This is a genomic window from Schlesneria sphaerica, from assembly GCF_044336245.1.
Lineage (GTDB): Bacteria > Planctomycetota > Planctomycetia > Planctomycetales > Planctomycetaceae > Schlesneria > Schlesneria sphaerica.
In genome coordinates this window covers 6,917,838-6,943,486 of sequence record NZ_CP172346.1, presented here as the reverse complement: position 1 = coordinate 6,943,486, position 25,649 = coordinate 6,917,838, and the positions used below count along the sequence as shown (strand labels likewise).

The following is a 25,649-nucleotide window of genomic DNA, read 5'->3' as shown; positions in this document are numbered from 1 at the left end:
ACCTTGGTCTTGAGTCTCCGCCGAGTATCAAGAATCGCTTGAAGAAGGTGGCACCACCCAGTTCGAGAGCGTCCACTGACAGCCGACAGACTCGTACTTTTCCATCATTACCATCTTCTTCGCCCGGTCCGACTCCTATGCCGCGAAGAACCGCTCAATCACGGCGGAAGGCACGTGTGTCATCTCGTCTGGAGGCTCAGAAAGTCACTCGGAAGACTGCCCCCGGGGGACCATTCCTGTGAAGCCTGATCCTTCCGGAAGGACGTCCTTCGATCGAGTTTGGCGGGCAACAAAACGAAGTCCGCCCGGCGGCCAACTTGCCCCCGGACGGACTTCGTATGCTGAGGAAAAATGCTCTTCCATCGGGCTTATTTCGGCGAGCTGACCGCCCGCTCCAGATGCCAGTCCTTCACCCCCAGGATATCTTTTAATCCTTCATACGCTTCTCTTCTGGCTGTCAGATCCTGCGCCGTGGCGTCAGTTCGCCTGACCGAGCGGATGAGAAGATTTTTCGGGGTATGCTCAGTTTCAATGAATTCCAGCACCTGCGTTTTATAGCCTTGCAGCTCAAGAAACTGGGCTCGCAGAGCATCCGTGGCCAGAGAGGCAAATCGCTCTTTCAGGATGCCATACTCGGTGAGTCCGATGAGGGACTGGCGGGAAATCGTCTGGCAGATTTCGTGCTGGCAACACGGTACAGCCAGGATGACATTGCTCTTCCAGCGCAGCGCTGCGGCGATGGCATCATCGGTAGCGGTATCGCAGGCGTGCAGAGAAACCGCCAGATGCACCTGCTCAGACGGCACATAAGTCTCGATCCGACCAAGGTGGAACTCAATACCATCGCACTTCAGCGACTCTGCCACCCGTGTACAGTCGTCGATGACATCCGCTTTGACGTCCAGACCGACGATCTTAACTTCGCGTTCGTGAATCCGGGTCAGAAGGTGATGTAAGGCGAACGTGAGATAGCTCTTCCCGCAGCCGAAATCGACGACGTGGATTGGTCCGGTACTCGGGAGCTGAGGAAGGATATCCTCGACGAATTCGAGGTAACGGTTGATTTGGCGAAACTTGTGATACATCGTCGGACGAACCTGTCCGCTGGGCAGCATGACGCCAATCTCGATCAGAAAAGGGCAGGGGATGCCGGCAGGAATCAGGTACTGCTTCTGGCGGTTGTGCCCCTCTCCCTCCGATGGCTGCTGTGTCGGAGGTTTTCTTTTCACCTTTTGAGGCTTGCCGTAGTTCCAGCGAACGGTCAGATCAGCCTGTGTTGTAAACAGGTGAGCGTCGCCAAGATTCACACCGAAGACCGATTTTGTTTGAGCGATTAGCTCGTCCATCGTCAGATTTTCGTGTTTCTCCTGCAATTGCGATCGCACCGCCCACTGGTACTTCGTTTCCCCCCCAACCTCAACCAGACGAACCGTCACTTTGGAGATGGCGGACTCGGATTTTGAAAGGGGCTGACTGAGAACCAGTCGCAGGAACGTCCGTTCGCGGATGGAACCTGCCAGCAACGAGATCAACGTCACGGCCGGTGGTCGCTCCCCACCTGTCGGCTTGGCGGCTTTCTTAGGGTTCTTGCCGGACTTTGTGCGTTGCGGCACCGGTGGTTTTGAGGAAGCCCGAGAGGGGGCGTTAGATCGGGAATTCGGCTTCGCTCGTGGCATGCTGTTTAGTAAGTCTCTCTGGTTTGCAGGAACAGGGCTTTCTTCTCACCCGGCAAGGTGAAATCAAAGCCACAACGTTGGAAAAATTCTTCTGACGAGGTAATCGCCATGACTTCAAAGACATTTTGCGACTTGGCCCGTGCAATACAGGCAGCGACGAGTTCTTTGCCCACCCCCTGTCCCTGATATTGTGCAGAGACAGCCAGACTTCGCAATTCAGCCAGCTTAGCAGAATAGATCTCGAGCGCCGCGAACCCAATGATGGCGTCTCCAGAAATCGCAACAAACCCGTGACGGGTGAGATCAAGCAACTCGTCTCGTGTCCGGGGCAGCAGGCGACCGTTCTCGACGAACGGTTCAATAAATTCCCCCAGCGCTTCGACATCGCTTTTTTCGGCGGCGCGAACGAAGAAACTCGGCTTCAAACGGGTCTCGGGCGGCATGGAAACAACTTATCAATTGAATTAAGGAACTCCCCCTGGTCACAGGAGAGTCAGCAGTTTTGATCCACCATCAGGGACAGTCTTACCTGATCGTCAAATCAGTCAAGCGCAGAATCACCTTGAGAAAAGTATCCCGTGTGCATCAGGCGAATTGCTGAGAGCGGGCCGGTCAGCGTTTCACGATTGTCGCCTTCACTACACCGTCGAGCCGAGGAAACTTTGCATTGAGGTATTCATTCCCATGCATCTGGACCAGCATCTGGTCGGGAGCTTCGCCGTATTGGGCGTTTATGGAATCAACCACTTCCATCCCTTCGACGATGCGTCCAAATGGAGCAAATCCCTGCGCGTCTAAAGCAAGGTTATCCTGATAGTTGACGAAAACCTGTGTCGTTCGCGAGTTCGGGACCCCCGCCTTCGCGAACGTCACGTAGCCCCGTCGGTTCGACTTGATCACCGGATCATCTTTGATTGTCGCCGTTTTCCACTTCGCAGCGACCTGGGGATCACCGTTAATGCCAAACTGGACCATGAACCCTGGCACAACTCGGAAAAACTTGCAGTCATCGTACAGCTTTGAAGTCACCAGCTGATAGAAGCGATCGGCGCCATTCGGGGACCATTCACGCTGGACTTCGATGACAAAATTCCCGGCCGTGGTTTCAAATTTTGCCAGGAAATGTTTCGGTGATTTCTTGAACCGGGGCATTTCCAAAGCAAAGAGATTAATCCCAAAAGCGATGATTACTCCACACCCAATCAGAACCGACCAGAATTTGCTCGTCATCACTTCCTCCTGAAATGTGATATCTACGGCCCATCCTGGACCGATCAGGCTTGATTTTATACCAGATGCCAATCCGAATGAAGCCACGAAAACGGTCCGGCCACCGAATCAAGGCTGCCGGACCGCATCATCATCACCGAGGTTCACATCCACTGTCGCATATCGGCAGAGACTGCTGTTAGAACCGGTCTGGATTGAGGAGCTTTTCCATCTCCGGTGTCTTCATGTTTTCGGGTGTCGCCAAAAATTCTCCCGTTCCGATTCGCTTCTCGACGGACTCTCCACGGATGGATTTCACAATCGCCTGCACAGATTCGTACCCCATTGTGATGGGATCCTGCAGCACGATCCCATGGCACACGCCGTCACTCATGGCACGGATCAGTTCTTCACTGGAATCGAAGGCGATGAACTTCACCTTTCCGGACAGTTGAGTCTCTTTGAGCGCGATGAGTACACCATTGGCATTCGGCTCGCAGACGGCAAAAATCCCGTCGACCCGATCCTTGTAGTTGGTCAGGATCTGCGTCGCTTTATCCAGAGACTGTTCCGGAGTTGTCCCGGCATACTCGTCCGACGACAGCACATGGACATCTGGAAACTGCTCATTCAGGGTCGTCAGAAAACCTTCTTCTCGCTGTTCGGTGCTTTCGCTACCGGCGTTGTACCTCAGCAGGATCACATTGCCTTTCCCGCCTAAAACGTGAGCCATGTGCCGTGCTGCAAGTTCCCCACCCTTGTAGTTGTCAGTCGCCACGTAGGTGACGATGGCAGACTCATCCTGAAGAGCACTGTCGAAGATTGCTACGGGAATCCCGGCCTCCTTCGAGTCTTTCACCGGTCCGATGAGTGCCTGTTTGTCGAGGGGAGCGAGCACGATCCCGTCGACTCGATTCGCGATAAAATCCTGGACAACGTTGATCTGTCCGTCGCGATCATTTTCCAGCAAAGGGCCTTTCCAGAGGATCTCGACATCACCCAGATCCTTGGCCGCCTTAACGGCTCCTGCATGCACCGATTTCCAGAAGACATGCGTCGTCCCTTTGGGGATTACGGCAATTTGCAGCGTCCCGCTGCCCTTGCTGCCCGCGCCCTTCCCAGCGGAATCCAGCCCTGTTGTGGATGCCTGGTCCGCACATCCCATCAGGAAGGCGAGGCAAAGAAACGAACACGCGAAAATTCTCATGGTGCGAATCTCCTGACGAGTAGTGAGGTATTCCACGGACGTTACCGTGTCACCGTAGCGAGTCGCAAGCCGAGTAACAGGTCGCTCGGAACGAGAGCGGCCCGCGATCTCCGTTAGTCCGGAATATTCCAGCCTTTTGGTCCTCTCTGACTTCGATGACAAGCGGTCATTCGTGAGGTCCGCTGACGGCCATGTTCCCGCGAAGTGTTCACTTAAGCACCCACCAGACGCGATTGGCGGTTACTCCGCCAAAGCCTCAAGCAGTTCCCAGCGTTCAAAAGCCGTTGTCAGTTCCTGTTCAATCGCTGCCAGCCGATTGGAAGCTTTGGCAATTTCCCCCTTGTCCTGCTGATAGAAGCCCGGACTCGCCATGGTCTCATGGAGCTCCCGCTGTTCAATCTCCAGCTGTTCGATCCGCCGTGGCAACTGTGTCAGTTCCTGCTGTTCCTTAAATGTTCGACGCCTGACACCGGGTGTAGTCGAGGCGGGATTTGAACGTGCCGCAACGGGTGGCGTTGAGACAGGAGCAGGTCGAACTTCTGGCGATGCCGTGATCGGCTTTCGCTGGGCGAGCCAGTCATCGTAGCCCCCGCTGTACTCCCGAACGTGGCTGTTACCTTCGAAGACCAGCGTATTAGTAACGACGTTATTGAGGAACGCACGATCGTGACTGACCAGAAGGACTGTCCCCGTATAGCCCACGATCAGTTCCTCGAGCAGATCCAGAGTCTCCGCATCGAGGTCGTTGGTCGGCTCGTCCAGTACCAGGACGTTGGACGGCTTGGAAAAGAGACGTGCCAGCAGCAGCCGGTTGCGTTCGCCCCCCGAGAGATAACGCGCGGGACTTCGGGTCCGTTCCGGTGTGAAGAGAAAGTCTTCGAGATAGCCGATGATGTGACGTTGCTGACCGTTAATCGTCAGCATATCTTTGCCATCCGAAACATTTTCCTGTACCGTTTTCTCTTCATCCAGTTGGGCACGAAGCTGATCGAAGTACGCAACTTCGAGATTGGTCCCTCGCTTCACAACGCCGGAATTGGGCTCAAGCTGGCCCAGCAGCAGCCTGAGCAGCGTCGTCTTGCCCGTTCCATTCGATCCAATGATCCCGACCTTGTCTCCCCGCATGATGGTCGTGGTCAAGTCACGAATGATCGATCGACCACTCACTTCGTAAGACAGGCCTTTGACGTCAACAACCAGTGCTCCTGACCGTTCCGCCTCCTGGATTTCGACTTTGACGTTCCCGACTTTCTCGCGTAGCTGCTGCCGTTCTTCACGCAGCTTCTTCAAAGCGCGAACCCGTCCCTCGTTACGGACACGGCGTGCCTTTACGCCGCGACGGATCCATGCTTCCTCGACCGCCAGCTTTTTATCGAACAACGCCTGCTGCTGTTCCTCAGCCGCCAGGGCCGCTTCCTTTCGTTCAAGGAACGTCGCATAGTCACAGGGCCAGTCGAATAAGCGCCCGCGGTCCAGTTCGATAATACGCGTCGCCAGCTTCTGCAGAAAGACCCGGTCGTGGGTTACGAAAATCAGCGTCCCGCTGTACCGCATCAAGAACTCTTCCAGCCACTGGATCGCATCGATATCCAGATGGTTGGTCGGTTCGTCGAGCAGCAGGATTTCCGGTTCTGAAACCAGCGACTTACCCAGCAGGACACGTCGCTTCATACCGGACGACAGGCTGTCGAAACGGGTCAGGGGCTGGAGCTGCATGCGCTCGAGAATCTGCTCGATCCGATGTTCAAGTTGCCAGCCGGTATCGTGATTCAGCGATTCCGCACGGCGTTCCAGTTCCGCCCGGTCCTCATCGCTGTGTATGGCATCCGGATGGTGCAGCAGGTACTGAGCGGCGACAGCACTCCCTTCCGCTCCGAGGCCGTCGGCCACCTCTTCAAAGATTGTCCCGCTACGTCCAACCGGCACATCCTGGATCAGTCGGGCAATTCGAATGCCCGTCTGCTGCTCGATCAACCCCTGATCAGGAGGAAGTTCTCCGATCATGAGTTTCATGAGCGTGGATTTGCCCGCTCCGTTGCGGCCTAACAATCCCACACGTTCGCCACGTTCAATCTGCAGGTCGACGCGAGAAATCAACGGCGGAGAGCCGAATCCAAAACTGACATCTCGAAAACTCAGTAACGCCATCCAATTCCTCGTATTCACATTTCAGTCGACAACTCGGCCCGTCCCGGATTGCAGTTTTATGTCACCTGATCCCAGAACAAAAGCAGGTACACCGACTTCCCTCGGAATGCGCCCGTTTTTGAAACCAACCCGTCTGTTCGCATTCCGGTCAATCAGGCAAATTGCAGTTAAGTCAGCCCGGTGATTCCCCCCGGCAGACACCGCGAACCAACTCGCAAGGAGTTTCGGCTACGCTGCTGACCCTGCCGGGATCAGGATTTCCCCCCGTCCCACCGACAGCAGATCGCCATGGAACAGGTCGTAATCGGACGACATCAGCTCTTCTCTGACAGGGAAGCCATACGATCGCAACAGGCGAAGTAATAAGGGAACCATCTGAGGCTGGTACCGGGCCGCGTAGCGGAAACTGGGAAGTAGTGGAGGCGGATTCTTGCCGAAAATCCCAATGGTCCCCCGTCGCATTCCTGCCCCCGGTCTCTGACCGCAATCGCCGAAGACCAGCACCGAGCCGGCGATTAAACTGGCCGCCAGCATGTCTCCGACAGATCCGGCAACTGCAATCAGCCCTCGCCGCATCCCCAGACCGACTTCGTCTCCAGCGTTTCCCTCGACGAGAATCGTCCCTCCCGTCATCCCTTTGAGCGAACCACGATACGCGGCACCGACAAGGTGACCGGCGTCACCTTTAATACGGATCAGACCGCGATGCATCTGCATCCCCACCCAGCCACCTGCGTTTCCTTCGACCGTGATTTCCCCACCCCGCATCTCACTTCCCAGGTGCCGGCCGACGTTCCCGTGAACGCGGATCGAGCCCGAAGTCATATGAGCCCCGATCCAGTGAACGCCTGCCAGATCTCCCTGCCAGACAATGGTCCCATCACCGGGATCGCCAGCGACGGAAAACATCTCCGCGATCGGCAGCTTCTGATTCCCGTGAAAGATCGAGAACTGCTCGATCTCGGCCAGAGTTTTGTCACGAGTCCAATCGGGAGTGAAACCTTCCACTTCCACCGGCACTGGCGTCTGCGCCCGGTAAGTCATCGTCAGTGCCATGAAGTCCTGTTCCTCTTCCGAAATCGATCGTGTGAGAACCATTTACCTGTCGAAAGTCAGCTGACAATCGCGGTGCGATCACCCAAACTATCCGTGGCTTCGCAAACGTACAATGTCGCCAGACCCCGGGCGAGCCGCAACGCAACAAACAACGCCAGTTGATAAAAAGGGCCGATCCGTGGACAAAGGGGCGATTATCTTGTGCGGTGGCGAATCGACCCGAATGGGTCACGACAAGGCATCGCTGCCGTTTGGACCGGAAACGATGCTGCAGCGCGTCGTCCGCCTGCTGAGTTCCGTTCTTGACTCCTCCCGGATTGTGGTAGTGTCCGCAGCCGGACAACACCTTCCCAACCTTCCACCAGAAGTCCGTCTGGCCCGAGATCAGTACTCCGGTCGTGGCCCGCTCGAAGGATTTGCGGCGGGGTTGCGTCTGCTGCAGTCACAGGTGGACGCCGTCTTCCTTTCCAGCTGCGACTCTCCCCGACTCGTTCCAGGCGTTGTGGAATTATTGTTCCATCGACTTGGCGAGGCAGACATTGCCGTTCCCTTCGACGGGGCTTATGAACACCCCCTTACGGCAGTCTACAGGACTTCCGTTCTGGAACGGGTGGAAACGCAACTTGCGGGAAATCGATTCAGCCTGCGTTCCCTGTTCGATCAGGTCTCAACCGTGAGAGTCCCCACGGATGAGTTGCGTACCGTCGATCCCCACCTCACTACGCTCGCAAACCTGAATTCTCCTGAGGAGTACCGCAAAGCACTCTTGGAAATGGGGTTTGAAAGCGATCACCCCTCGTTTCTTGAGTGATTTGCCCCGTCATTCACTCGGCCATGCAATGATCAGTCCCCTCCAGATCTCTGGTCTGGCTCGATCAGATCAAGATTTTTCCGCTCTCTCGGCTGCGGGTACTCTCCACCAGCAGTGCTATTCCGGCTAAGATACGGCTTGTTCCGTTGAAAATGATTGCCGCAAAGGATGCTCCGAATGCCGATTTTTGAGAGTCGAACAGACCTGCACGGGTCTCTTGACCAGGTGTTTGATTTTCTGATCCGTCCAGCCAATTTGCAGGCGATCGCACCTCCCCAGATGCAGTTCGTGTTTGTAACGCCACCTCCCATTATCGAGCTGGGTAGTCGTCTGAAGGTCAAGGCACAGGTCTACGGGATGGTTCAGGAGCTGACGTACGAAATCGTCGAGCTCAACACACCCACTCAATTCCGTGAGAAGATGGTCGAAGGTCCGCTGAAGCTGTGGCTGCATGACTACATCGTCGAACCGCACTCCTCTTCGGATAAAGTCACATTGATCAACCGGATCGAGTTCGAACCTCCCGGCGGCGTCCTGGGCTTCCTGGTCACCGCAGACAGTATTCTCGAAGCACTCGAAGATGGTTTTGAACATCGCCGGGAAGCCTTGCAGAAACAGTTCCCGCATCCCGGTGCCTGAGAGTCAACCGGCCCAGGCCGGCATCTGGTACCAAGCTTCCTTCAGTCGCTGCCGGGCCCGTCGATAGTCGGGATAGAACTGACCGACAAGGCTCCAGAAGTTCCGTGAATGGTTCATCTCGCGCATGTGGCACAGTTCGTGGATCAGGACGTATCGGACCAGATCCGGGGCGACGAACAACAGTTTCTGATTCAGGCTGATGGTTCCGGTGCTCGAGCAACTTCCCCAGCGGCTCTTCTGGCACCGAATCACCGTTTTGACGTACGCAATCCCCGTCTCTTTGCTCAACTGGCGGAGCAGGGGATTAAGTACGTTGAATGCCTGGCGCCGGGTCCATTGCTGCAGGACCGAGTGGCAGGCGGGAATGTTGTCGATGGCCCCCACCACCCGCAGGCCTCCCTGGCCATCATCAAACAGGGTAATTGTGTCTGACCGACGGGGATGATACTGGACAATCCACGAGCGACCGCAGGCGGCGAATGAAAGCATCTGTGGCAAAGTCTCGGTCGGTTTGATGCGGCGCTGGCGAGCCTGATCGACCTTGGACAGGGCCGTTCGAACCCATTCATGCTTATCCCGCAAAAAGCCGGGGATCAGCTTCCGATCGAAGCCGCGCGGAACGACCACTTCCAACCCCCGGTCTACCGAAACGCGCAGGCTCATATACTTCGCTCGGACGCTTTCGCGAATCCGATATTCGAAATGAGGCTCCGTCATCCCTGGTCGCTCCTCACGATCCCGCTCGCCTTCGTCTGTCCGTCCACCAGGCACCCAGCCGTCCCTGTTTCAAACCTGGTCCATGGGAGGGGACGCAGGTGGAACAGGCCCCCCACAACGCTATGAGCGTGGTCCATTCCGGTGTTCTAAATCAAAATCATTGAAGACGGAAGAGACGTCCAATTGAACCACCGCGTCGTCCCGGAGGAATGTTCCGGCTTCGGTCACCGCATCAGGATGGAAAAGGATCATCAAAAGGACGGGCGTCAAAGTCGTATCTCATCCAGTCATGGGGTAATTCAGGATTACGGTGCTTTGACCGTGAGACAGCAGTCAACCGCTGCAATTCTCGAGCATTCGTACCTTGATATTGCTACCTCACCGTCGCTGTCTCGATGACAATGCTACTTGGAAAATAATCGTGCTCTGGACAGTGCATTGAGCAGAGCCCTTCGTGTCGGAAACTGCTTCTTGAGCTTTAACGCCTGCGATTCGGCGATTCCCGCTTGATCAGTCGATGCAACTGCGTCCCGGAGATCGCAGAGTAACACTACCGCCCGGTGATTTGCATCACTTGTCTTTTCTGCTACGCAGAGTTCAATTTCACGCAAAACCTTTACTGGATCGGAAGCTATTTCGGCGAGTCGCTGCTGACGCATCCTCGCAGCAACGGCCGCTGCTTGCTCTTCAGCCCGTCTCAAAGCCTTCTCTTCAAGTTCCTGCAGTTGGTGCATTGTTCGACGGGGATTGTTTGTCGGCCAAAGTGCGCGCCCCTGACTGCGTCGGAATTGTGCCAACATCTCGGATCTGACCGAGGCACTGTCGCCCCTGAGAACGGAAAGGAGCCAGGTCACTTTAAGCTTTTCCGGCAGTTGACGAATCCAGTCTTCCTCTTGCCTTGATGTCTCGTCGCAACTGGAAACTGGCAACGGAGGACTCTCGATGGCAGCAGCCTCGATCAAAGCCTGACTGAGACCATAGAAATCGGCCAGTGCCTGCTGTGCTGGCGTCAGCGATGTTAATCCAGCCGGGACAGGTGCTTCGTGGGTTTTGTCTGGTCGATGGCTGGAATCCTGAGCGACGGCCAAATGTGCCAGATAAAGCGGCCTCAAGTCACCCTCCATCAACTCTGCCCGAAGTGGTTTCAGAGAGTTAAGCATTTCTTCCGGATCAATCAGATCGCTTTCGCCGCACCCATCGTAATAAGGATCAATGACCAGAATGCCTCCTAAACCGCTCGGATCCTTGACGAACTTCAGTCCTTGTCCCAGCAGATACTTTCTCGTCATCGATCGGTTCGGTAGTCCGGCAGGGAGACGAATCATCAGCTTAGTAATGCCAAAATCAGCGTAGTGCAGATGTATGTCGTAACCACGACGTAACATCTCCAGCGCGTCGCCTCGAAAATCTCCGAAGTGATATTCGTTGCTGAAGGACCATTCCGTGATTTCGGCTCTGGAAGACTGCTTGTGCATGTACCTCAGGTCTTCAGCGGAAACCGGTCCGTCGATGGCCAGAAACCCAATGTACTGATACTCACTCACCCAGCGACCTCCTTCAGCGAAACCCGCAGCTTGCTCGCGACCTTGACGACAAACCTCTCCTGACAGTGCGGAATCGACAATCGAACCCTGTTATTTCAATGAGCATAAGTACTCAATCAAATCCGCAAACTGTTCGGCGGTCAGATTCGCCACGATCCCCTCGGGCATCGCCGAAACCTTCAGCAGGAGTCTCTCTTCGACATCACCTTTCTTTAGTTCCCGCCTGCGACCATCGGCCTCTCGAATGATCGTCGCATCAGCCCGTTCGCTGACGACAAACCCTGCGAAGGTCCGGCCGTCGACCGTCACGAACTGGTAACTCTCATACCCTTGAGCCAGTTTGGCACTCGGTTTGAGGATCGATTCCGCCAGTTCAGGACGCTGGTAACGTTTGCCAATTTCGAACAGGTGAGGGCCTTTCGGAGTCTGACCGTCGGCCGTCGTGTGGCAAGCCGCACAGGCTTGTGTCTTGAACAGAGCCTCCCCGCGACGCGCGTCCCCGCTCGCCAGTAACGTCTGTGCAAGGGCGGAATCGACACTCATGTTTCCCAGTTGCTTCCCGTTCGCAGGATCCGCTTTGGGAACAACCACAATCAGGTCTGGTTCATTCACGACCGATTCGGAATTGCTCGAGATTCCCGCAATTTCAACACCATGCCGCCGCAGTTCCCTTTTTAGGAGCGAGACTGTTTCGGGATCACTGTCTTTCGCGGCGTTGGTAATGACTCCCGCAATCCGGGAACTCATCTCCCACTCGACTCGATCATAGTAGGGGCCACTATTATCCGGCCGAATTCCCCACCAGGAACCGTCGTAGTCGGCTTCGCGGTGGTAGAGACGGATCAGGGACGTGAGGATTCCGTTCCGCAATTCCTCCGTCCTCGCCGTCGCCAGTCGCCGGATCAAACCATCGACTACCCGTGGCTGATGAATCGACCGCAGCACCCACAGAGCACCTACCGAACTCGGTCCATCCAGACCCTCCAGACAGGTTTCGACGGCCTGCAGTTGGACAAGAGCCTGTACCGCCAGATGCGGGATCACTCGTCCGGGATCGGGCTGGTTCTGCAAGGGCCGCTGTGTCGGCATAACTGAGCCGTCCGATCGCATGGTCAACGGCAGGAGACTGGCTGCCGTCTCAGGACAATTTAACCTGCCAAGACTGATCACCGCCTGGGCCCGCACGCGCGGCGAGGGATCATTCAGGCTGTCCACGAAAAGTTGAGGATCCAGTTCAGCCGTCTCACCGGACCGATCCGTTAACGCCCGCAGCACGGACTCACGCAGTGGAGCGATCTCCGCCAGTTTGCCGAGTGCCACATGCGAGGCATTCCCGTCCAGTTGCTTGAGTGTCCAGACGGCTGCCACGCGTCCTTCCAGACGGGCATTGTCGCTCGATGCCAGCTCGATTAGGGCTTTCGTCGTCTCCGCATTTCTCCCACGCGACAGGATTTCACCCTGCGCATGCAGTCGAGTGACCGACTGAGGTGCAGCGAGAGCCTCGATCAACTGATCGACAGATAGCGTGTTCAAATCGGGGAAGGGGACATCCTGCATATCTCGAGGCGTCACCCTGGCGACGAAACCGATGTTCGGCCCAGCGAAAACCGATGCTTCGCCCCCTCGCCAACTGGCGACGTACAGTCGCCCATTTCCATCCATGTCCATTCCTGTCGCACGGGGAATCTCGATGAAGACTTCTTGCTCCAGGTCAAACGTCGGTCCATTTTCCTTGAGCGCGTGCCGGTAGACTTCACTGCGGCCCCAATCGCCAGTCAGCAAAGTATCCTGATACGGTTCAGGCCAGCGAGGATCCTGGATGAACAATCCCCCCGTGCCACCACTATTTCCGAACGTCCCCAGCGTCGGCATGGTCTCGTCAGTGAAGTTCGCAAAGAGTTGGGTGTACCCGTACAGAGCAGACTGCTTCAGCAGACTGACACGCGTATCCCAGCCTGCGCCGTCATTGGTATTGTCACGCGTGAAGAGATTCAGAAAAGGATCGATAGCCAGATCGAATGGGTTACGAAGTCCACGGCAGTAGATTTCCAGTTCCGTCCCGTCAGGCCGAACCCGAACGACGCCGCCCCCCCGCAGGACGATCTTCCGACCATCTTTCCCCTGGGCTTCCTTGATTCCGTAGTCTCCGACACCGATGTAAAGCCACCCGTCGATTCCCATGCGAACACAGTTCGTCGTGTGGTCGCCCCCTCGTTCTGTGATCTGATCCGTCGTGAGACCTGTGACGAGCAACTCGCTTGACTCGGCGATCCCATCCCCATCCAGATCCTGAAAGACCGTCAGATCCGGCGGATGCATGACCCAGACCTTGCCATTGCGATAAGTCACACCGCGTGGATGCTCTACCCTGGCAAAGACTGTCACGTCATCGACTTTGCCGTCGTCATCCTGATCGACACACCGCAGGATCCGCCCCCCACCCGGAGTCCGCCCCAGCGAACCCTGTTCGTCAACAGCCACGTACACCGCGCCGGTCGGCTCGCAGGCAATCGCAACGGGATAACTGACGTTGGGTGGGGCCGCGAAGAGTGTCGCCTCGAACTTGGCCGGAACGTGGACTACTTCTTTGAAGGTCGACTCGTTGATGGCGGGAGCATTCTGGGACGACTGGGGCGGTCCAAAACTAAAGGGCTGAGGTACATAGCCGACTCGTTTCCCTGATAACTGTTCCGAGATCGACGCCAGCCGCTTGTCCACGAATGTCTTGAGATCAGGGGGCTGAGGCCCACCCGCTCCCGGTGGGGGCCCGAACGGAGCCACGGGTGCAGGACGGCTGGCGGTCGCGGCCTGTTCTTTTTCGATGACGCCCGCCGTCGCCTGTTCAATCTCGGCGATCTCCTTCATCAACCGGTCATGAGTAAAAATGGTTGCAACCTGATCTGCCAGCAGCTGGCGATACCGCTCAGTCACCTCGGGAATCTGGAACAGTCGATCGGGCAGCTTGTTCTCGCCCGGATAGGGCTTTTGCAGACTGACATCCATCAATTGGTCAGGAGTGCCAAACAACAGCAGATTCGCGAAAGAAAACTCCAGATCACCCGGGATGAAGTGGAACCGGTTCGAGGCGGGATCAAGGTACAGCGAATAGTTGTGCCCGAGGGCAAGAAAGCTTTCGAGGTTCGAGGTGAGTGCGTTCGCGGAGACATACTTCAGGAACTGATCGAGATCGATGAACGATCCAATCTGGACCTGAAATTCCTCGTCAGAGGCAGTGTTGACCAGTTTTGCAAACGCAATCACCCGCTGTTGTTCTTCCGGCGTCGCCTCTCGCTGGGGACGGTAAAAGGCTTGATAGGCCTCCCAGTTCTCACCCGGAGCATCGATTCCCCGGATCCGGAACGGCTTCATCACCAACCCCTTGTCGGATCCGAAATGTTCCCTCAAAAATCGCGCGTCAATCTCTTCGATGACGGTGTACAGCCCAAGGTATTCCCTGTTGTACCGGCCGGGCACCGTGAGGGTAACTTCTGCAAAGGCCGTTCTCGACGCTGGAACTCCCAGTGCCCGAAACAGATTGAAGGCCAGAGCTTCGCGGGCTTTCGAGGGATCAAGAGGCATCGAATGCAACTGAATCGACGACAGCCCGGCAAACGTCTGCTGCTCAAATCGATCGAACTCAATCTTCAGCGGGCGTTTCAGACCATTCGCCGCCACCAGATAAGTGATGTCACCCGCATAACGAATCCCCACCTTCTTAAACGTTTTTCCCTCAGCGGTGACGTTCCCTTCGGCCCAGCGGAACTCGGTTCCGAACAGGTTTCGATCACTCGGACGTGTCCCCTGCGCGGCGGGGGGTGGGGCACCAAACTGGGCCGGAGGAGGGGGCTGCATCGCTGCGTACTCCTTCTCCGACAACTCCAGATGCAGCGTCCAGACTTTCGCAGGGCCAAACGGACTGGCTGCCGTGGACGGATCGGACTGCGCGAGCAGCGAGGTACTCAGCAGCGACCACAGCACAAGACTCGGCACATGACTTCGCACGCAGAATCGCCAGATCATTCGGCCCTCTCCTGTCGAAAATCGTAGGGTTCTCGCCTGTGACGTCAGAAAGTCAGGAAAGCATCAGAGCGAGACGGGTTATTCAATCGCGACATCGGAATTGAATGGAACAGGATCGGACTGAATGAGATGACCAACACAGACGAGTCATTGAACGGCTTCGTGGGAGCATCCTGATGATGAAACCGACTTCATAACCCGTAACACTCGTAACCCCATAACAACTGGGAGTACGAAACAGTGTCTGCCCCGTTCTCTCAGTTCAAAATCCGCTGCTCAATGAACGACGCTCACCATTAGTTAGGTCGTTCCGTATGAATCAACCAATCCTCATTCAGTTCGACGTGCTTGATAGAGTAACGCCTGAAGGTAAATGTCACATGAATCTTGCCGTCACGTGTCTGAATGATACAAGGATAAGAATACTCGCCGGGATTCGACTCCAGATGGAACGGGGTCTCCCAAGTACGACCTTCATCGACCGACCGGACAATGCTCAGCGGCGTACGGGCCAGCTCCGAATCGTTGAACACTGCGACGACGTGGCCGTTCGCGAGTCGGGTCATCGTGATTCCCGAATCGGGGCACCGCAACGCGGAGGGAGTTGCTTTCGTCCAGGTCTCGCCCCCATCGCTCGATTCGATCTGCGTGATTCGGGGAGCGTGCCGCATCATGCTGAACAGCGATTTGTCATCGCGCTGGATAACGGCGGGCTGGTTTCCCCCGTTTGTAAAGCCTCCCCGGCGCCACTGCTTTCCACCATCAGCACCAATGAGAAAGATGGAACCGGCCACACCATCGACGTTCGCTTCCAGTGGCAGCACCAGATCCCCGGACGCAAGTCGGACGGGTGGATTGCGGGGGACGGCCCGCAGTTTGGCGTCAAGGAACTCGCTGTCCTTGCTCCAGGTGAAGCCATGATCGGTCGAGACGCGCGACATGAGACGGCAGTTATCCCACCCCTGGCCACGCCCTAGCGGTCGGGTGTATTCCATCCGGCACCAGATGATCCAGACACGGTCATGCCCGTCGACAAAAATGACCCCGTTTCCGGGCAGGGGGTCTGGTCCCGAGATCAGAGCCTGTGGTTTTCCCCAGGTTCGCTCTCCGGCCGGACGACGCGAAAGAAACAACGTCTGGTCGTCGGCAGACTCATAACTTCCTCCATACCAGAGGCAGAGCAGATCGCCATTGGCCGCTTCCGTGATCGTCGAACAATGATAGACCGACGCACCCGGGATTCGTTCAAACAGAAGTTCCGAAGAAAACGAGATGGCCCCGTACTTATCGTGCAGCTTCTGCTTCTGTTCTTTCGGCGCCAGAGGCGACGGTGTGACCACCGCTCCCTCGAACTTGGGTTTGATGCCGTTCACCACGGCCGCATCAAACGCCAGTTGACCCGCGCGCGACTCCAGCCCACCCCGATGAACCAGTTTCCCCGTCCCATCGACCAGAGCCACGGAAGGAATCGTGGATATGTCGAGCTTCCGCGACAGCGTCCCGGTGGGATCACGATAAATCGTAAAGATCAGTCCCCGGTCGCGTGCATACTCCGCCAGTTCCTCCGCAGACTCGGCGTTGTTGGAGCAGACGCCGATATACACGACTCCCAGCCGACGATGTTTTCGGTAAAGCGTGCTGATCGCTTCCAGCGACTGATCCACCGCTTCGCTGCGTCCTGAAAGAAACAGGAACGCCGCTGCCGTACGCTCTTTCGTGGGGGCGACGGCGAGTTCTTTTCCCCGTGCGTCCATCAGTGTGATCTCGCCGACATCGTCACCCAGTTCGACTGAAGCGCTTGCGGAATTTCCATTCAGCAGCACGAAACTCCCCACTGCGAGGATCGTGAAGACTTTGAAGCAGCGAAAACTGGTCATTGACAGCTTTTCCGAGTTAGATGATTCGATCACCAGAACATCAAAAGATGATTACACTGTCTCTGCCCGAAATCCATTGAGCGACAATCAAACAAAGACTGATCGGTGATCTCTCTTGAATGGTGGCCGAAGTCGGTCTTCAAGGGGGACCACATGACAGGAACCTAGGTGGTCACAGCTCAGCCAGAACCATTTCGCAACCGCAAGTCCCCGTTCAGGCATCTCCAGTGTGGTCCTGATTGAGTGGTTTCAGCCGGGCACGACGCGAACAGCGCAACTCTTATAAGAAGGCTGCTTCGAATAGGGATCAAAAACCGGGTCGGTGAGCCGATTCGTCCCTTCATAATGCATGGGGATAAACACGACTCCGCTGGGAACGGCGGGTGTGAGGAACGCCATCGCTCGTATCTCGCCTCGCTGGGATTCGACTGTCACCCATGTGTTCGGGGCGATCCCCAGCTTGCGGGCGTCCGCTGGATTCAATTCCACGAAGGGCTGCTCAGGGTAAAGCTTCCGCAAGACAGCGGATTTCGACGTACGAGTCTGCGTGTGCCACTGCGAGGCGGAACCTCGTCCGGTCAGAAGATTAAAGGGATACTTCTCGGAAGGGGGTTCTGTCAGTGGCCGAGGATCTTCAAAGACGAATCGCGCCCGTCCGTTGGGATGGTAGAATTTACCATCTTCAAACAGCCGACGTTCCTGGCGAGCATCCGGCACCTTCCCTGCGTAAGGCCACTGGATACCTCCTCGTTCTTCCAGGAAAGCGTAGTCTGAAATCTGGGAGATATCGCACGGTTGTCCCCGCGAAAGCTCCTTCATGATTTCAAAAACGGCCGCGGGACTGGACCAGCGCCGAAACATCTCTCCGCAGCCCCAGTAGTGCGCAATCAGTTGAAAGATCTGAAAATCGGCAAGGGCGTGACCGGGCGCATTGTGCACCTTCTTTATCACGCCCAGTCTTCGCTCAGAGTTGATGAAGGTCCCTTCTTTTTCACCCCAGCCAGCGGCAGGCAGCAACAAATCAGCCCGGACCGCCGTCTCGGTAGAATGGTACATGTCCTGTACGACGAGAAAATCAAGTCGCTCGAGAATATCGCGCGCCTGGTTCTGGTTGATCCACGAATGGGCCGGATTCGTACAGACGACCCACAAGCCTTTGATTTTCCCCCGCAGAATACCTTCCATAATTTCAGGATAGGCCCAACTGTTTTCCGCTGGAATTCGATTCGGATCAATGCCCAGGACCGATGCGACTTTGGCTCGATCGTCGGGACACTTGAAGTCGTATCCTCCCATCAGGCTGGTTGTGTTGCTGAACAGTCGCGATCCCATTGCATTGCACTGTCCGGTGATGGAGTTGGCCCCGGTCCCCGGTCGCCCAATGTTTCCCGTCATCAGCGCCAGGTTGATGATCGCTTGAGCCGTCCGAACCCCCTGATGACTTTGATTCACCCCCATCGTCCACCAGAACGAAGTTCGGTTCCGGTCGTGAATCGTCTCTGCAAATCGCACGATCTGATCGGGTCGTAATCTCGTTTCGGCTGCGACACGCGAAACCTCAAACGGTTCAACAAACCTTGCAAACTGGTCATACCCTTCCGTCGATTGCTCAATGAATCCTTGATCGACCCAGCCGTTTTCAATCAGAATTCGCGCAATCCCATAGAAGAGAATCTGATCCGATTTTGGTGCGATTGCCAGATGCTGTGTGGCGTACATCGCGGTTTCGGTCATGCGGGGATCGATCACGACGATCTCAGGCGATCGGCGATTTCGCATCACGCGTTCCCACATGATGGGATGGGCCAGACACGGATTGGCTCCCGTAAAGACGAGTACGTCAGACTCTTCGAAGTCCGCGTAGGTGTAGGGGGGGGCATCGAATCCGAAAGCCTGCTTATACGCGACCACGGCTGTCGCCATACATTGGCGCGTGTTTCCATCACCGTGAAGCATTCCCATTCCGAATTTCGCCAGCGCCCCCAGAAAAGCCATCTCTTCCGTGGCGATTTGTCCTGTGCTGAGAAAGGCAATGGAATGAGGTCCATGTTGCTCCTGAATCCCCTTCATGCGGGATACAAACTCGGTCAGCGCCGTGTTCCAATCCACAGCGACCAGTTTACCGCTGGCATTCCGCATGAGGGGTGTCGTCGCTCGATCTGGTGCGTCAAGGACCGTGAGGGCTTCCCAACCTTTGGGGCAGGCCATCCCCAGGTTCACCGGGTAGTCCGTCGATGGAGATAAGTTTGCTGCCACGCCATTGCGAAGATGGATGTCCAGACTGCAACCGGTTGAGCAATAGCCGCAGACCATCTTCGTGACAGCTTCGGGCAGATGACGCGAAGGAAGTTGCCCGAGACCGAATCCGCCAGGTTCCTGCACCAGTTCTCGGGTTAATGCCCCTTCGCGCTGATGAATGAGCGACAACGGAGGAACTTGTCGAAGACTGTCAATCAGCTTACTCATGAGCGTACTCCACCCGGCATGCGGGGGCTCGAGACCGCGGCAAAGAACAGGTAGCGTTCGAACAATTCCGCACCGAGACAGCCGAACCAGATGAGACATATCGTGCTGGCAATCAGCGGTTCCGCAAGGACTGATCCATCCTTCTTCAGCAGATGCAACAACACCACTGGCAGAGCAAGTCCTCCCAGCAACCCCAGGCAGAGTCGCGCCCATGCCACGGGGAGCAGTGGTCCGCAGACAAGCAGGGCCGAACGCTTCAGCGACGTCATCCGCGAACTTAATCGATGTCTCAACAACGCGAGGTCAAACAGCAGCTTTGCCAGATTGAACGCGATGACCAGGGGAACCAGTGAACGACCGATTCCAAGCAGCATCCCTGTTGCGATGTTGACATCGACGAACCATTGCATCAGCAGGCACGAAAGCAACGTCGTCGTCGTCCCCAGCAGCGCAGTCGTCAGTGTAAACCGAATGAGTGTCTGTTCGAGATTCCACAGGTCTCGTTGGGTGAAAACATAAATCATGACCGAACAAAAGACCCCGCTGAGCCCGACCGATGAGACCAGTCCCCCGAGAATCGGCAGGTAGGGGCGGACAAAACGCGCCATCGGCAATGCAGTCGACGAGGGCTGACTGTCAATCCAGCATGCCACCGCATAGAGAACTGCCAGGCACGCGAACAGTCCGAACAACACAATTTCGCGACTCAGCCATGAGTGTCGCCAGCCCAGAATTCCGCGAAAGGCGTAAAGAGGACGCCCCAGATGGCAGGTGCTTGCGGCGAGGGCGAGCAGGCCAAGAATCAATGCACTCGTCGCATGCAGTGGACGAAAGAACGCCGCCAGATCCGCCCCGACCGTCGTATCGAGAATAAACCCAATCGTGAACGCCCCGACCGACAATTGGGTCAAAACCAGCATCAGGATCAACGGCCAATGGGGGTGGGCAGGGCTGATTGAATAATAGTCAGCAGGCAGCATATTCCGCGGAAACTGACGTGAGGTCTTATAGGTCGTCGTCGGCAGTGTCAGACTGGGATCGGGAGCCGCGGGCAGAAAGTTGTTCGCCTCGGAATCTTCGATCACTCGCTGAATGCTCACAACCCGAATGGCGATCGCTTCGTGAGGACATGCCTGCACGCAGGCTGGGGCCTCCCCCTTCGACAACCGATTCGAGCACATGTCGCACTTGCGCACGATCCCTTTCTCTTGATGATATTTGGGAACGTTGTAGGGGCAGGCAAGTGTGCAGTACTGGCAGCCGAAGCATTGATCGTCCAGGTGCTTGACAATGCCCGTCTCGGCATTTTTTTCGTAAGCATCCACAGGGCAGGCACTCATGCATGCGGGCTCGACACAATGATGGCACGCCGCTGTCACATGCTGCATGACAGGATTGAATTCGGTCCCGCCGACAAGCAGTCCCACATCACGCCACGTTTCATTCTGATCCAGTCCATTTAACGAGTGGCAGGCCGTGACGCAGGCTTTGCAACCCGAACAGCGGTCGAGGTCCACCTCAAACGCATACTGCTGCCCTGCTGCGGGAGGTGTCGCCGGGAGAAGCTTCTCATAGTACCTGGCCTGGGCGGGTCTGTTGTCAGTCTGGTGTTCGCGAGAAAAGATCTCAACAGCGCTTAATTCCTGCTGCTGCTGAAGGAGATGGGCGATCAACGAAATGCCATCAGGACGCTCGGGCGGAACCGGAGAAAGATCATGATGAAAATCCTGCAGTGTCAGGGGACGGGTTTGGAGTGTCGTCATGATGCAGTCACCGATTCACGGTGTTCTGCACAGCTCGTTGCCAGGCTGCAACCAATCTCGGTGGCATACACGTCATCAAGGATTTCGACGCGAGGAAGATCCAGGTAGACATTTCCCCCTTCGACTTTGATCGGAAACGTTTTGATTTTGTACTCCGCATCCGACAGGGATTCGCCGGTTTTCAGCGAGAAGGTTTTCTTGTGAAGTGGACAAGCCACTCTCGGGGTCCCGTTCGCATCACCAATCAATCCGCGCGACAGGACGAACGCTTTCTTGTGCGGGCACATGTTTTGAGTGGCGTACCATTCCCCTCGGCTGGAGTAGTTGAAAACCGCGATCTGCGTTTTGCCGTATTTGACTGTCGCACCTCCATCCATGGGAAAGTCATCGACCGCCCCCACTTTGACCCAGCGAGTCTCCGCGTCAGTCACCCGACCGAATTGCCGGTCGACATCTGACTGGAACTGTTCCAGAGAGACAATTTCGTTCGGCCAGTCGGCCGGACGGGTCTGGCCCCGTTCCGTCACGAACTCGATGCAGGGCTCCGTCTCTTCGGTATTGACGAATTGCCGGAATCGCTTGCGCTTTTCGGGGTCATCCACGACCGACTTCCACTCGCACTGATACGTATCAACCAGATGCTGAAGCATGGACTCCAGTTCTGAGGCCAGTCCCAGCGAGTCGTCGATCACAACCGCGCGGATGTGATCGATCCCCCCTTCAAGCTTGTCGCACCAGACCGATGTTCGCGTAAGCTTGTCGGCCGTCGCGATGTAGTACATCAGAAATCGATCGATATACCGAATCGCGGTCTGTTCATCGATCCCCGCTGCCAGAAGTTCGGCATGGCGTGGTTTTGTTCCACCGTTCCCACAGACGTAGAGGTTATAGCCCCCTTCCACCGCGATCAGACCAACGTCCTTCGACTGTGCCTCGGCACATTCCCGGGTACACCCGGAAACGGCCATTTTGATCTTGTGAGGTGAACGAATCCCCTTGTAGCGGTTCTCAACCTCAATCGCGAAACCGACGGAATCCTGCAAACCGTACCGACACCACGTCGTCCCGACGCAGCTTTTGACGGTTCTCAGCGATTTGCCGTAGGCGTGTCCGCTTTCGAATCCGGCATCGACCAGCTTTTCCCAGATGTCGGGCAAGTCCTGAACCTGTGCGCCGAACAGGTCAATCCGTTGTCCACCCGTAATCTTCGTATAGAGATTGTACTCCTGAGCAACCTCACCCAGCACAATCAGCTTTTCAGGAGTGATCTCACCTCCGGGGACACGTGGCACAACCGAATACAACCCGCCTCGCTGCATGTTGGCCAGAAATCGATCATTGGTATCCTGTAAGGCTTCGTGCCGTGGGTCGAGGATATTGTCATTCCAGAGCGATGCCAGAATGGAAGCAATCGTTGGCTTGCAAAGTTCGCAACCTGTGCCCGTTCCGTATTGCTTGAGAATCTCTGGAAACGTTTTTAACTGCTTGAGTTTGATCAGCGCAAATAACTCGGTTCGTGAATACGCAAAGTGTTCGCACAAATGGTTCGACACGTTCTTTCCGAGCCGCTTCATGTGAGCCTTGAACAGGTCCGTCACTTGTGCAAAACAGCCGCCGCAACTGGCCCCCGCCTTTGTGCACGCCTTCACGGCCGCAGGGGACTCAAGATTGTGTTCCGTAATCGCCGCACAAATCGCCCCTTTGGAGACGTTGTTACAAGAGCAGATCGGGGCCGAATCGGGCATGCCGTCGATTCCACCCACCGCCGAAGCCGAGGTCGAACTCCCCACGATCAATTCATGAGGAGGGCAGGGGAGAACAGTACGTGTTTTCGCCAGCATCGAGAGCATCCCGTACTGAGACGCATCCCCCACGAGAATCCCCCCCAGCAGATATTTGCCGTCGCGCGAGAACAGCAACTTTTTGTACTTGCCACCAAACGGGTCTTCAAATTGCAAAGGTGTCGCGGTCTCTATAGTGGCCTCATAGTCACCGAAGCTCGCAACTTCGACACCCATCAGCTTGAGTTTGGTTGAGACATCCGCTTTTTCGAATCGCTTGTCCCCCCCTGTCAGAGTGGAGGCCAGCGCATCCGCCATCTCATACCCCGGTGCCACCAATCCGTAGATCATCCCGTTGTGATACGCACATTCGCCAATGGCATAAATGTGGGGATCAGAGGTTCTCAGGTGGTCATCAATTTTGACTCCCCCCTGCGGGCCGAGTTCCAGATGAGCCTGAACGGCGAGTTCGTCTCGAGGGCGGATTCCCGCAGATACAACAATCATGTCGACAGCCAGTCGAGTGCCGTTGTCGAACTCGATCCCTTCCACCTGGGTTTGACCGTGAACGGCCTTCGTCGTGCAGTTCAGATGTATGTGGACTCCCAGCGCAGCGATCTGATTGACCAGGACCCGGGATCCTGCATCATCGATCTGGCGGTGCATCAGGCGGCCGGTGTTCTGGATCACGTGCGCTTCCAGCCCCAGATCGTAAACTGCCTTGGCCGCCTCCAGCCCCAGTAGACCACCACCGATCACCGCACATCGTCGCGACGTGGAGGCGTGGGAAATCATCCGTTCCAGGTCTTCAATCGTGCGGTAAACAAAGACGCCTCGTTTTTCGATGCCGGGAACTTTTGGAACGAATGGATAGGAACCCGTTGCTAAGACCAGCCGGTCATATTCAATCACCACTCCTTTTTGAGATGTGACTGTCCGTTGCTGGCGATCGATCCGGTCGGCACGATCGCCCACATGCAGTTCGACGCCGTTCGCCGAGTACCAGTCGAGCTTTGCAAGCATTAGCTTTTCTGCATCGCGATGGGCGAAGAACGATGTCAGCCCGACCCGGTCATACGCCGCTCGAGGTTCTTCGCAGAAGGTCACGATCCGATATTGCCGAGCTGTGTCGTATTGAACCAGCTTCTCGCAGAAACGAAGTCCGACCATTCCGTTGCCAATGACAACGATCGTCTGTTGGTCCGAAGCGCAAGTTTGACGGGATTGGGCAGTGATCATGACCTACTCATCCTGAGCAACAGAAAGTTGAAGCGGAAATCGACGCAATGAGACAGGCACCCCTCAAACCACGGCGGGGGCACGTGAGAGTTCCAGGTCTGTCTGGTCCGGCAAGCGGTCGCTCAATGGGGGACTCACCGTCTCCGGTTCGCCAGCGAAGCGGACCGTCAGCACAGTGAACGACGCACACGTGACGCAGATGCCAAGAATGAACAGGGCTGTCGGCCAGGTGAGTGCGTTACTTTTGAAGAGGAACCCCGCAGCCACGGCCCCCGCGTTGCCTCCTGCTCCAACAATCCCCGTCACGCTGCCCAGGGCTTTGCGATTCAGGAAAGGGGCAACAGAATAGGTCGCGCCGTTGGACATTTTGACGAACAATCCCAGCAGCATCAGCAGCGGAATTCCTGCCATCAATGTGCGAGCTTGCGAAAAGAGAAGCAGAGCCAGTCCTTCACAAAATAAGGCGATGAACAGCCATTTGACTCGTCCATTCACCCCCCATCGGTCACCAAACCGGTCGCCGATAATTCCTCCCAGCGCCCGTGCGAAGAGATTCATTCCGCCAAACAGGCCTGCAATCATCCCTGCCGTCGCCACGGCTTGAACCTTGTCGCCGCTGCCCAGTTCGCCGAAATAGTCGACGAAGTACAACGCAGCGATATTGTCGAGCGTTAATTCCATTCCAAAGCAGCAGCCATAGGCCAGAAATAGAATCCAGACTCGATAGTCACAACAGGTCTTCCATAAGGATCCCGATGCTGCTTTTGCGGACGTCAGGTGTCCCTGGCGTCGCAAGTCCGAAAAGTTGCCCGCCGGGGTGTCTTGCGTCAGGAAATAATAGGCGACCCCCGTGAGCGCACAGACGATTCCCGTGATGAGCAGGCTGACCCGCCAGGCACTGGCAGAGCTGAATCCAGGAAGGCTGAGGAAAGCGGCGAACATGAGCGGAATCACCATCTGCGTGACTCCTCCACCCAGGTTTCCCCAGCCCGCGGTGGTCGCGTTGGCCGTCCCAACACAGTTGGGAGCAAACATGATCGAAGTGTGATATTGGGTGACGACGAACGAGGCCCCAATCACTCCGATCGCAATCCGGAACAGCAGAAACGTCACATAGTCATTGGCAAGTCCGATCAACATGACCGGGACCGACCCCACGATCAAAAGCCCCGAGTAAGCGAGTCGAGGCCCGATCCGGTCACACAGCCAGCCGATAAACAAGCGGGCGAAGAAGGTAATTCCCACCGATCCGATGATACACCAGCCAACCTGATCCCTCGTCAATTGGAATTCGTCGCGAATGATCGGCATTAAGGGAGCAATGCCAAACCACGCGAAGAAGCAGAAGAAGAAAGCGATCCAAGACATATGAAACGCACGCATCGGCGGCGAATGAATGTCCAATAATTGAATGCGTGTGGCCTTGGCAGAAACATCCATTCAGTTTTTCCTGTCACAGATCACCGACGAAATGGAACTCACGCAGTCGCTGGCTC

Annotated in this window: 16 protein-coding genes; 2 read left to right on the top strand and 14 right to left on the bottom strand. The window is 56.2% G+C overall.

Going from position 1 to position 25,649, the window contains the following annotated elements; all coding sequences use genetic code 11:
• Window positions 1-368: 368 nt before the first annotated feature.
• The 6 genes from ACGY09_RS24850 to ACGY09_RS24825 form a co-directional block, all read right to left on the bottom strand.
• Entirely contained in the window at window positions 369-1,613 is a 1,245-nt protein-coding gene (locus ACGY09_RS24850) for a class I SAM-dependent methyltransferase (RefSeq protein WP_397569872.1), read from the bottom strand.
• Between the two features lie 68 nt (window positions 1,614-1,681).
• The gene (locus ACGY09_RS24845; protein ID WP_397569871.1) at window positions 1,682-2,119 is read right to left on the bottom strand and encodes a GNAT family N-acetyltransferase; all 438 of its coding nucleotides are present in this window, start codon (window positions 2,117-2,119) and stop codon (window positions 1,682-1,684) included.
• Between the two features lie 169 nt (window positions 2,120-2,288).
• On the bottom strand, window positions 2,289-2,906 hold the full coding sequence (locus ACGY09_RS24840; RefSeq protein WP_397569870.1) for a peptidylprolyl isomerase: 618 nt from the start codon (window positions 2,904-2,906) through the stop codon (window positions 2,289-2,291).
• Window positions 2,907-3,084: 178 nt separating this feature from the next.
• On the bottom strand, window positions 3,085-4,092 hold the full coding sequence (locus ACGY09_RS24835) for a substrate-binding domain-containing protein (RefSeq protein ID WP_397569869.1): 1,008 nt from the start codon (window positions 4,090-4,092) through the stop codon (window positions 3,085-3,087).
• Between the two features lie 240 nt (window positions 4,093-4,332).
• Entirely contained in the window at window positions 4,333-6,240 is a 1,908-nt protein-coding gene (locus tag ACGY09_RS24830) for an ATP-binding cassette domain-containing protein (RefSeq protein ID WP_397569868.1), read from the bottom strand.
• A 228-nt stretch (window positions 6,241-6,468) separates the two neighbouring features.
• On the bottom strand, window positions 6,469-7,296 hold the full coding sequence (locus tag ACGY09_RS24825) for a formylmethanofuran dehydrogenase subunit C (protein ID WP_397569867.1): 828 nt from the start codon (window positions 7,294-7,296) through the stop codon (window positions 6,469-6,471).
• Between the two features lie 112 nt (window positions 7,297-7,408).
• Here ACGY09_RS24825 and ACGY09_RS24820 point away from each other — a divergent pair, with 112 nt between their 5' ends.
• Window positions 7,409-8,107, top strand: a complete 699-nt coding sequence (locus ACGY09_RS24820; protein WP_397569866.1) for a molybdenum cofactor guanylyltransferase — start codon at window positions 7,409-7,411, stop codon at window positions 8,105-8,107.
• A gap of 177 nt (window positions 8,108-8,284) precedes the next feature.
• The gene (locus ACGY09_RS24815) at window positions 8,285-8,746 is read left to right on the top strand and encodes a hypothetical protein (RefSeq protein ID WP_373652285.1); all 462 of its coding nucleotides are present in this window, start codon (window positions 8,285-8,287) and stop codon (window positions 8,744-8,746) included.
• Window positions 8,747-8,749: 3 nt separating this feature from the next.
• Here the strand turns inward: ACGY09_RS24815 and ACGY09_RS24810 are convergent, their stop codons facing one another.
• From ACGY09_RS24810 to ACGY09_RS24775, 8 genes are all read right to left on the bottom strand, one after another.
• Window positions 8,750-9,463 carry a M48 family metallopeptidase gene (locus ACGY09_RS24810; RefSeq protein WP_397569865.1) on the bottom strand — a complete coding sequence of 238 codons (714 nt, stop codon included), beginning with the start codon at window positions 9,461-9,463 and terminating at the stop codon, window positions 8,750-8,752.
• Between the two features lie 404 nt (window positions 9,464-9,867).
• Window positions 9,868-11,007 (bottom strand): hypothetical protein, encoded by a 1,140-nt coding sequence (locus ACGY09_RS24805; protein WP_397569864.1) that lies wholly within the window; start codon window positions 11,005-11,007, stop codon window positions 9,868-9,870.
• 90 nt (window positions 11,008-11,097) lie between these two features.
• Window positions 11,098-15,027 carry a PVC-type heme-binding CxxCH protein gene (locus tag ACGY09_RS24800; RefSeq protein ID WP_397569863.1) on the bottom strand — a complete coding sequence of 1,310 codons (3,930 nt, stop codon included), beginning with the start codon at window positions 15,025-15,027 and terminating at the stop codon, window positions 11,098-11,100.
• A 296-nt stretch (window positions 15,028-15,323) separates the two neighbouring features.
• On the bottom strand, window positions 15,324-16,904 hold the full coding sequence (locus ACGY09_RS24795; protein ID WP_397569862.1) for an exo-alpha-sialidase: 1,581 nt from the start codon (window positions 16,902-16,904) through the stop codon (window positions 15,324-15,326).
• A 249-nt stretch (window positions 16,905-17,153) separates the two neighbouring features.
• A complete protein-coding gene (locus tag ACGY09_RS24790) occupies window positions 17,154-19,370 on the bottom strand; it encodes a molybdopterin oxidoreductase family protein (protein WP_397569861.1) in 2,217 nt (738 codons plus the stop codon).
• Window positions 19,367-21,133, bottom strand: coding sequence for a DmsC/YnfH family molybdoenzyme membrane anchor subunit (locus tag ACGY09_RS24785; protein ID WP_397569860.1), 1,767 nt, complete (start codon window positions 21,131-21,133; stop codon window positions 19,367-19,369). The genes ACGY09_RS24790 and ACGY09_RS24785 overlap by 4 nt, the downstream gene beginning before the upstream one ends.
• A complete protein-coding gene (nirB, locus tag ACGY09_RS24780; protein WP_397569859.1) occupies window positions 21,130-24,153 on the bottom strand; it encodes a nitrite reductase large subunit NirB in 3,024 nt (1,007 codons plus the stop codon). Before nirB ends, ACGY09_RS24785 begins: the two co-directional genes overlap by 4 nt.
• Window positions 24,154-24,216: 63 nt before the next feature.
• On the bottom strand, window positions 24,217-25,593 hold the full coding sequence (locus tag ACGY09_RS24775) for an MFS transporter (protein WP_397569858.1): 1,377 nt from the start codon (window positions 25,591-25,593) through the stop codon (window positions 24,217-24,219).
• Window positions 25,594-25,649: the final 56 nt, after the last annotated feature.

Coding starts and splice junctions, on each gene's coding strand:
- ACGY09_RS24845 (WP_397569871.1), bottom strand. CDS start 2,119: ATGCCGCCCGAGACCCGTTTGAAGCCGAGTTTCTTCGTTCGCGCCGCC.
- ACGY09_RS24840 (WP_397569870.1), bottom strand. CDS start 2,906: ATGACGAGCAAATTCTGGTCGGTTCTGATTGGGTGTGGAGTAATCATC.
- ACGY09_RS24835 (WP_397569869.1), bottom strand. CDS start 4,092: ATGAGAATTTTCGCGTGTTCGTTTCTTTGCCTCGCCTTCCTGATGGGA.
- ACGY09_RS24830 (WP_397569868.1), bottom strand. CDS start 6,240: ATGGCGTTACTGAGTTTTCGAGATGTCAGTTTTGGATTCGGCTCTCCG.
- ACGY09_RS24825 (WP_397569867.1), bottom strand. CDS start 7,296: ATGGCACTGACGATGACTTACCGGGCGCAGACGCCAGTGCCGGTGGAA.
- ACGY09_RS24820 (WP_397569866.1), top strand. CDS start 7,409: ATGTCGCCAGACCCCGGGCGAGCCGCAACGCAACAAACAACGCCAGTT.
- ACGY09_RS24815 (WP_373652285.1), top strand. CDS start 8,285: ATGCCGATTTTTGAGAGTCGAACAGACCTGCACGGGTCTCTTGACCAG.
- ACGY09_RS24810 (WP_397569865.1), bottom strand. CDS start 9,463: ATGACGGAGCCTCATTTCGAATATCGGATTCGCGAAAGCGTCCGAGCG.
- ACGY09_RS24800 (WP_397569863.1), bottom strand. CDS start 15,027: ATGATCTGGCGATTCTGCGTGCGAAGTCATGTGCCGAGTCTTGTGCTG.
- ACGY09_RS24795 (WP_397569862.1), bottom strand. CDS start 16,904: ATGACCAGTTTTCGCTGCTTCAAAGTCTTCACGATCCTCGCAGTGGGG.
- ACGY09_RS24790 (WP_397569861.1), bottom strand. CDS start 19,370: ATGAGTAAGCTGATTGACAGTCTTCGACAAGTTCCTCCGTTGTCGCTC.
- ACGY09_RS24785 (WP_397569860.1), bottom strand. CDS start 21,133: ATGACGACACTCCAAACCCGTCCCCTGACACTGCAGGATTTTCATCAT.
- nirB (WP_397569859.1), bottom strand. CDS start 24,153: ATGATCACTGCCCAATCCCGTCAAACTTGCGCTTCGGACCAACAGACG.
- ACGY09_RS24775 (WP_397569858.1), bottom strand. CDS start 25,593: ATGGATGTTTCTGCCAAGGCCACACGCATTCAATTATTGGACATTCAT.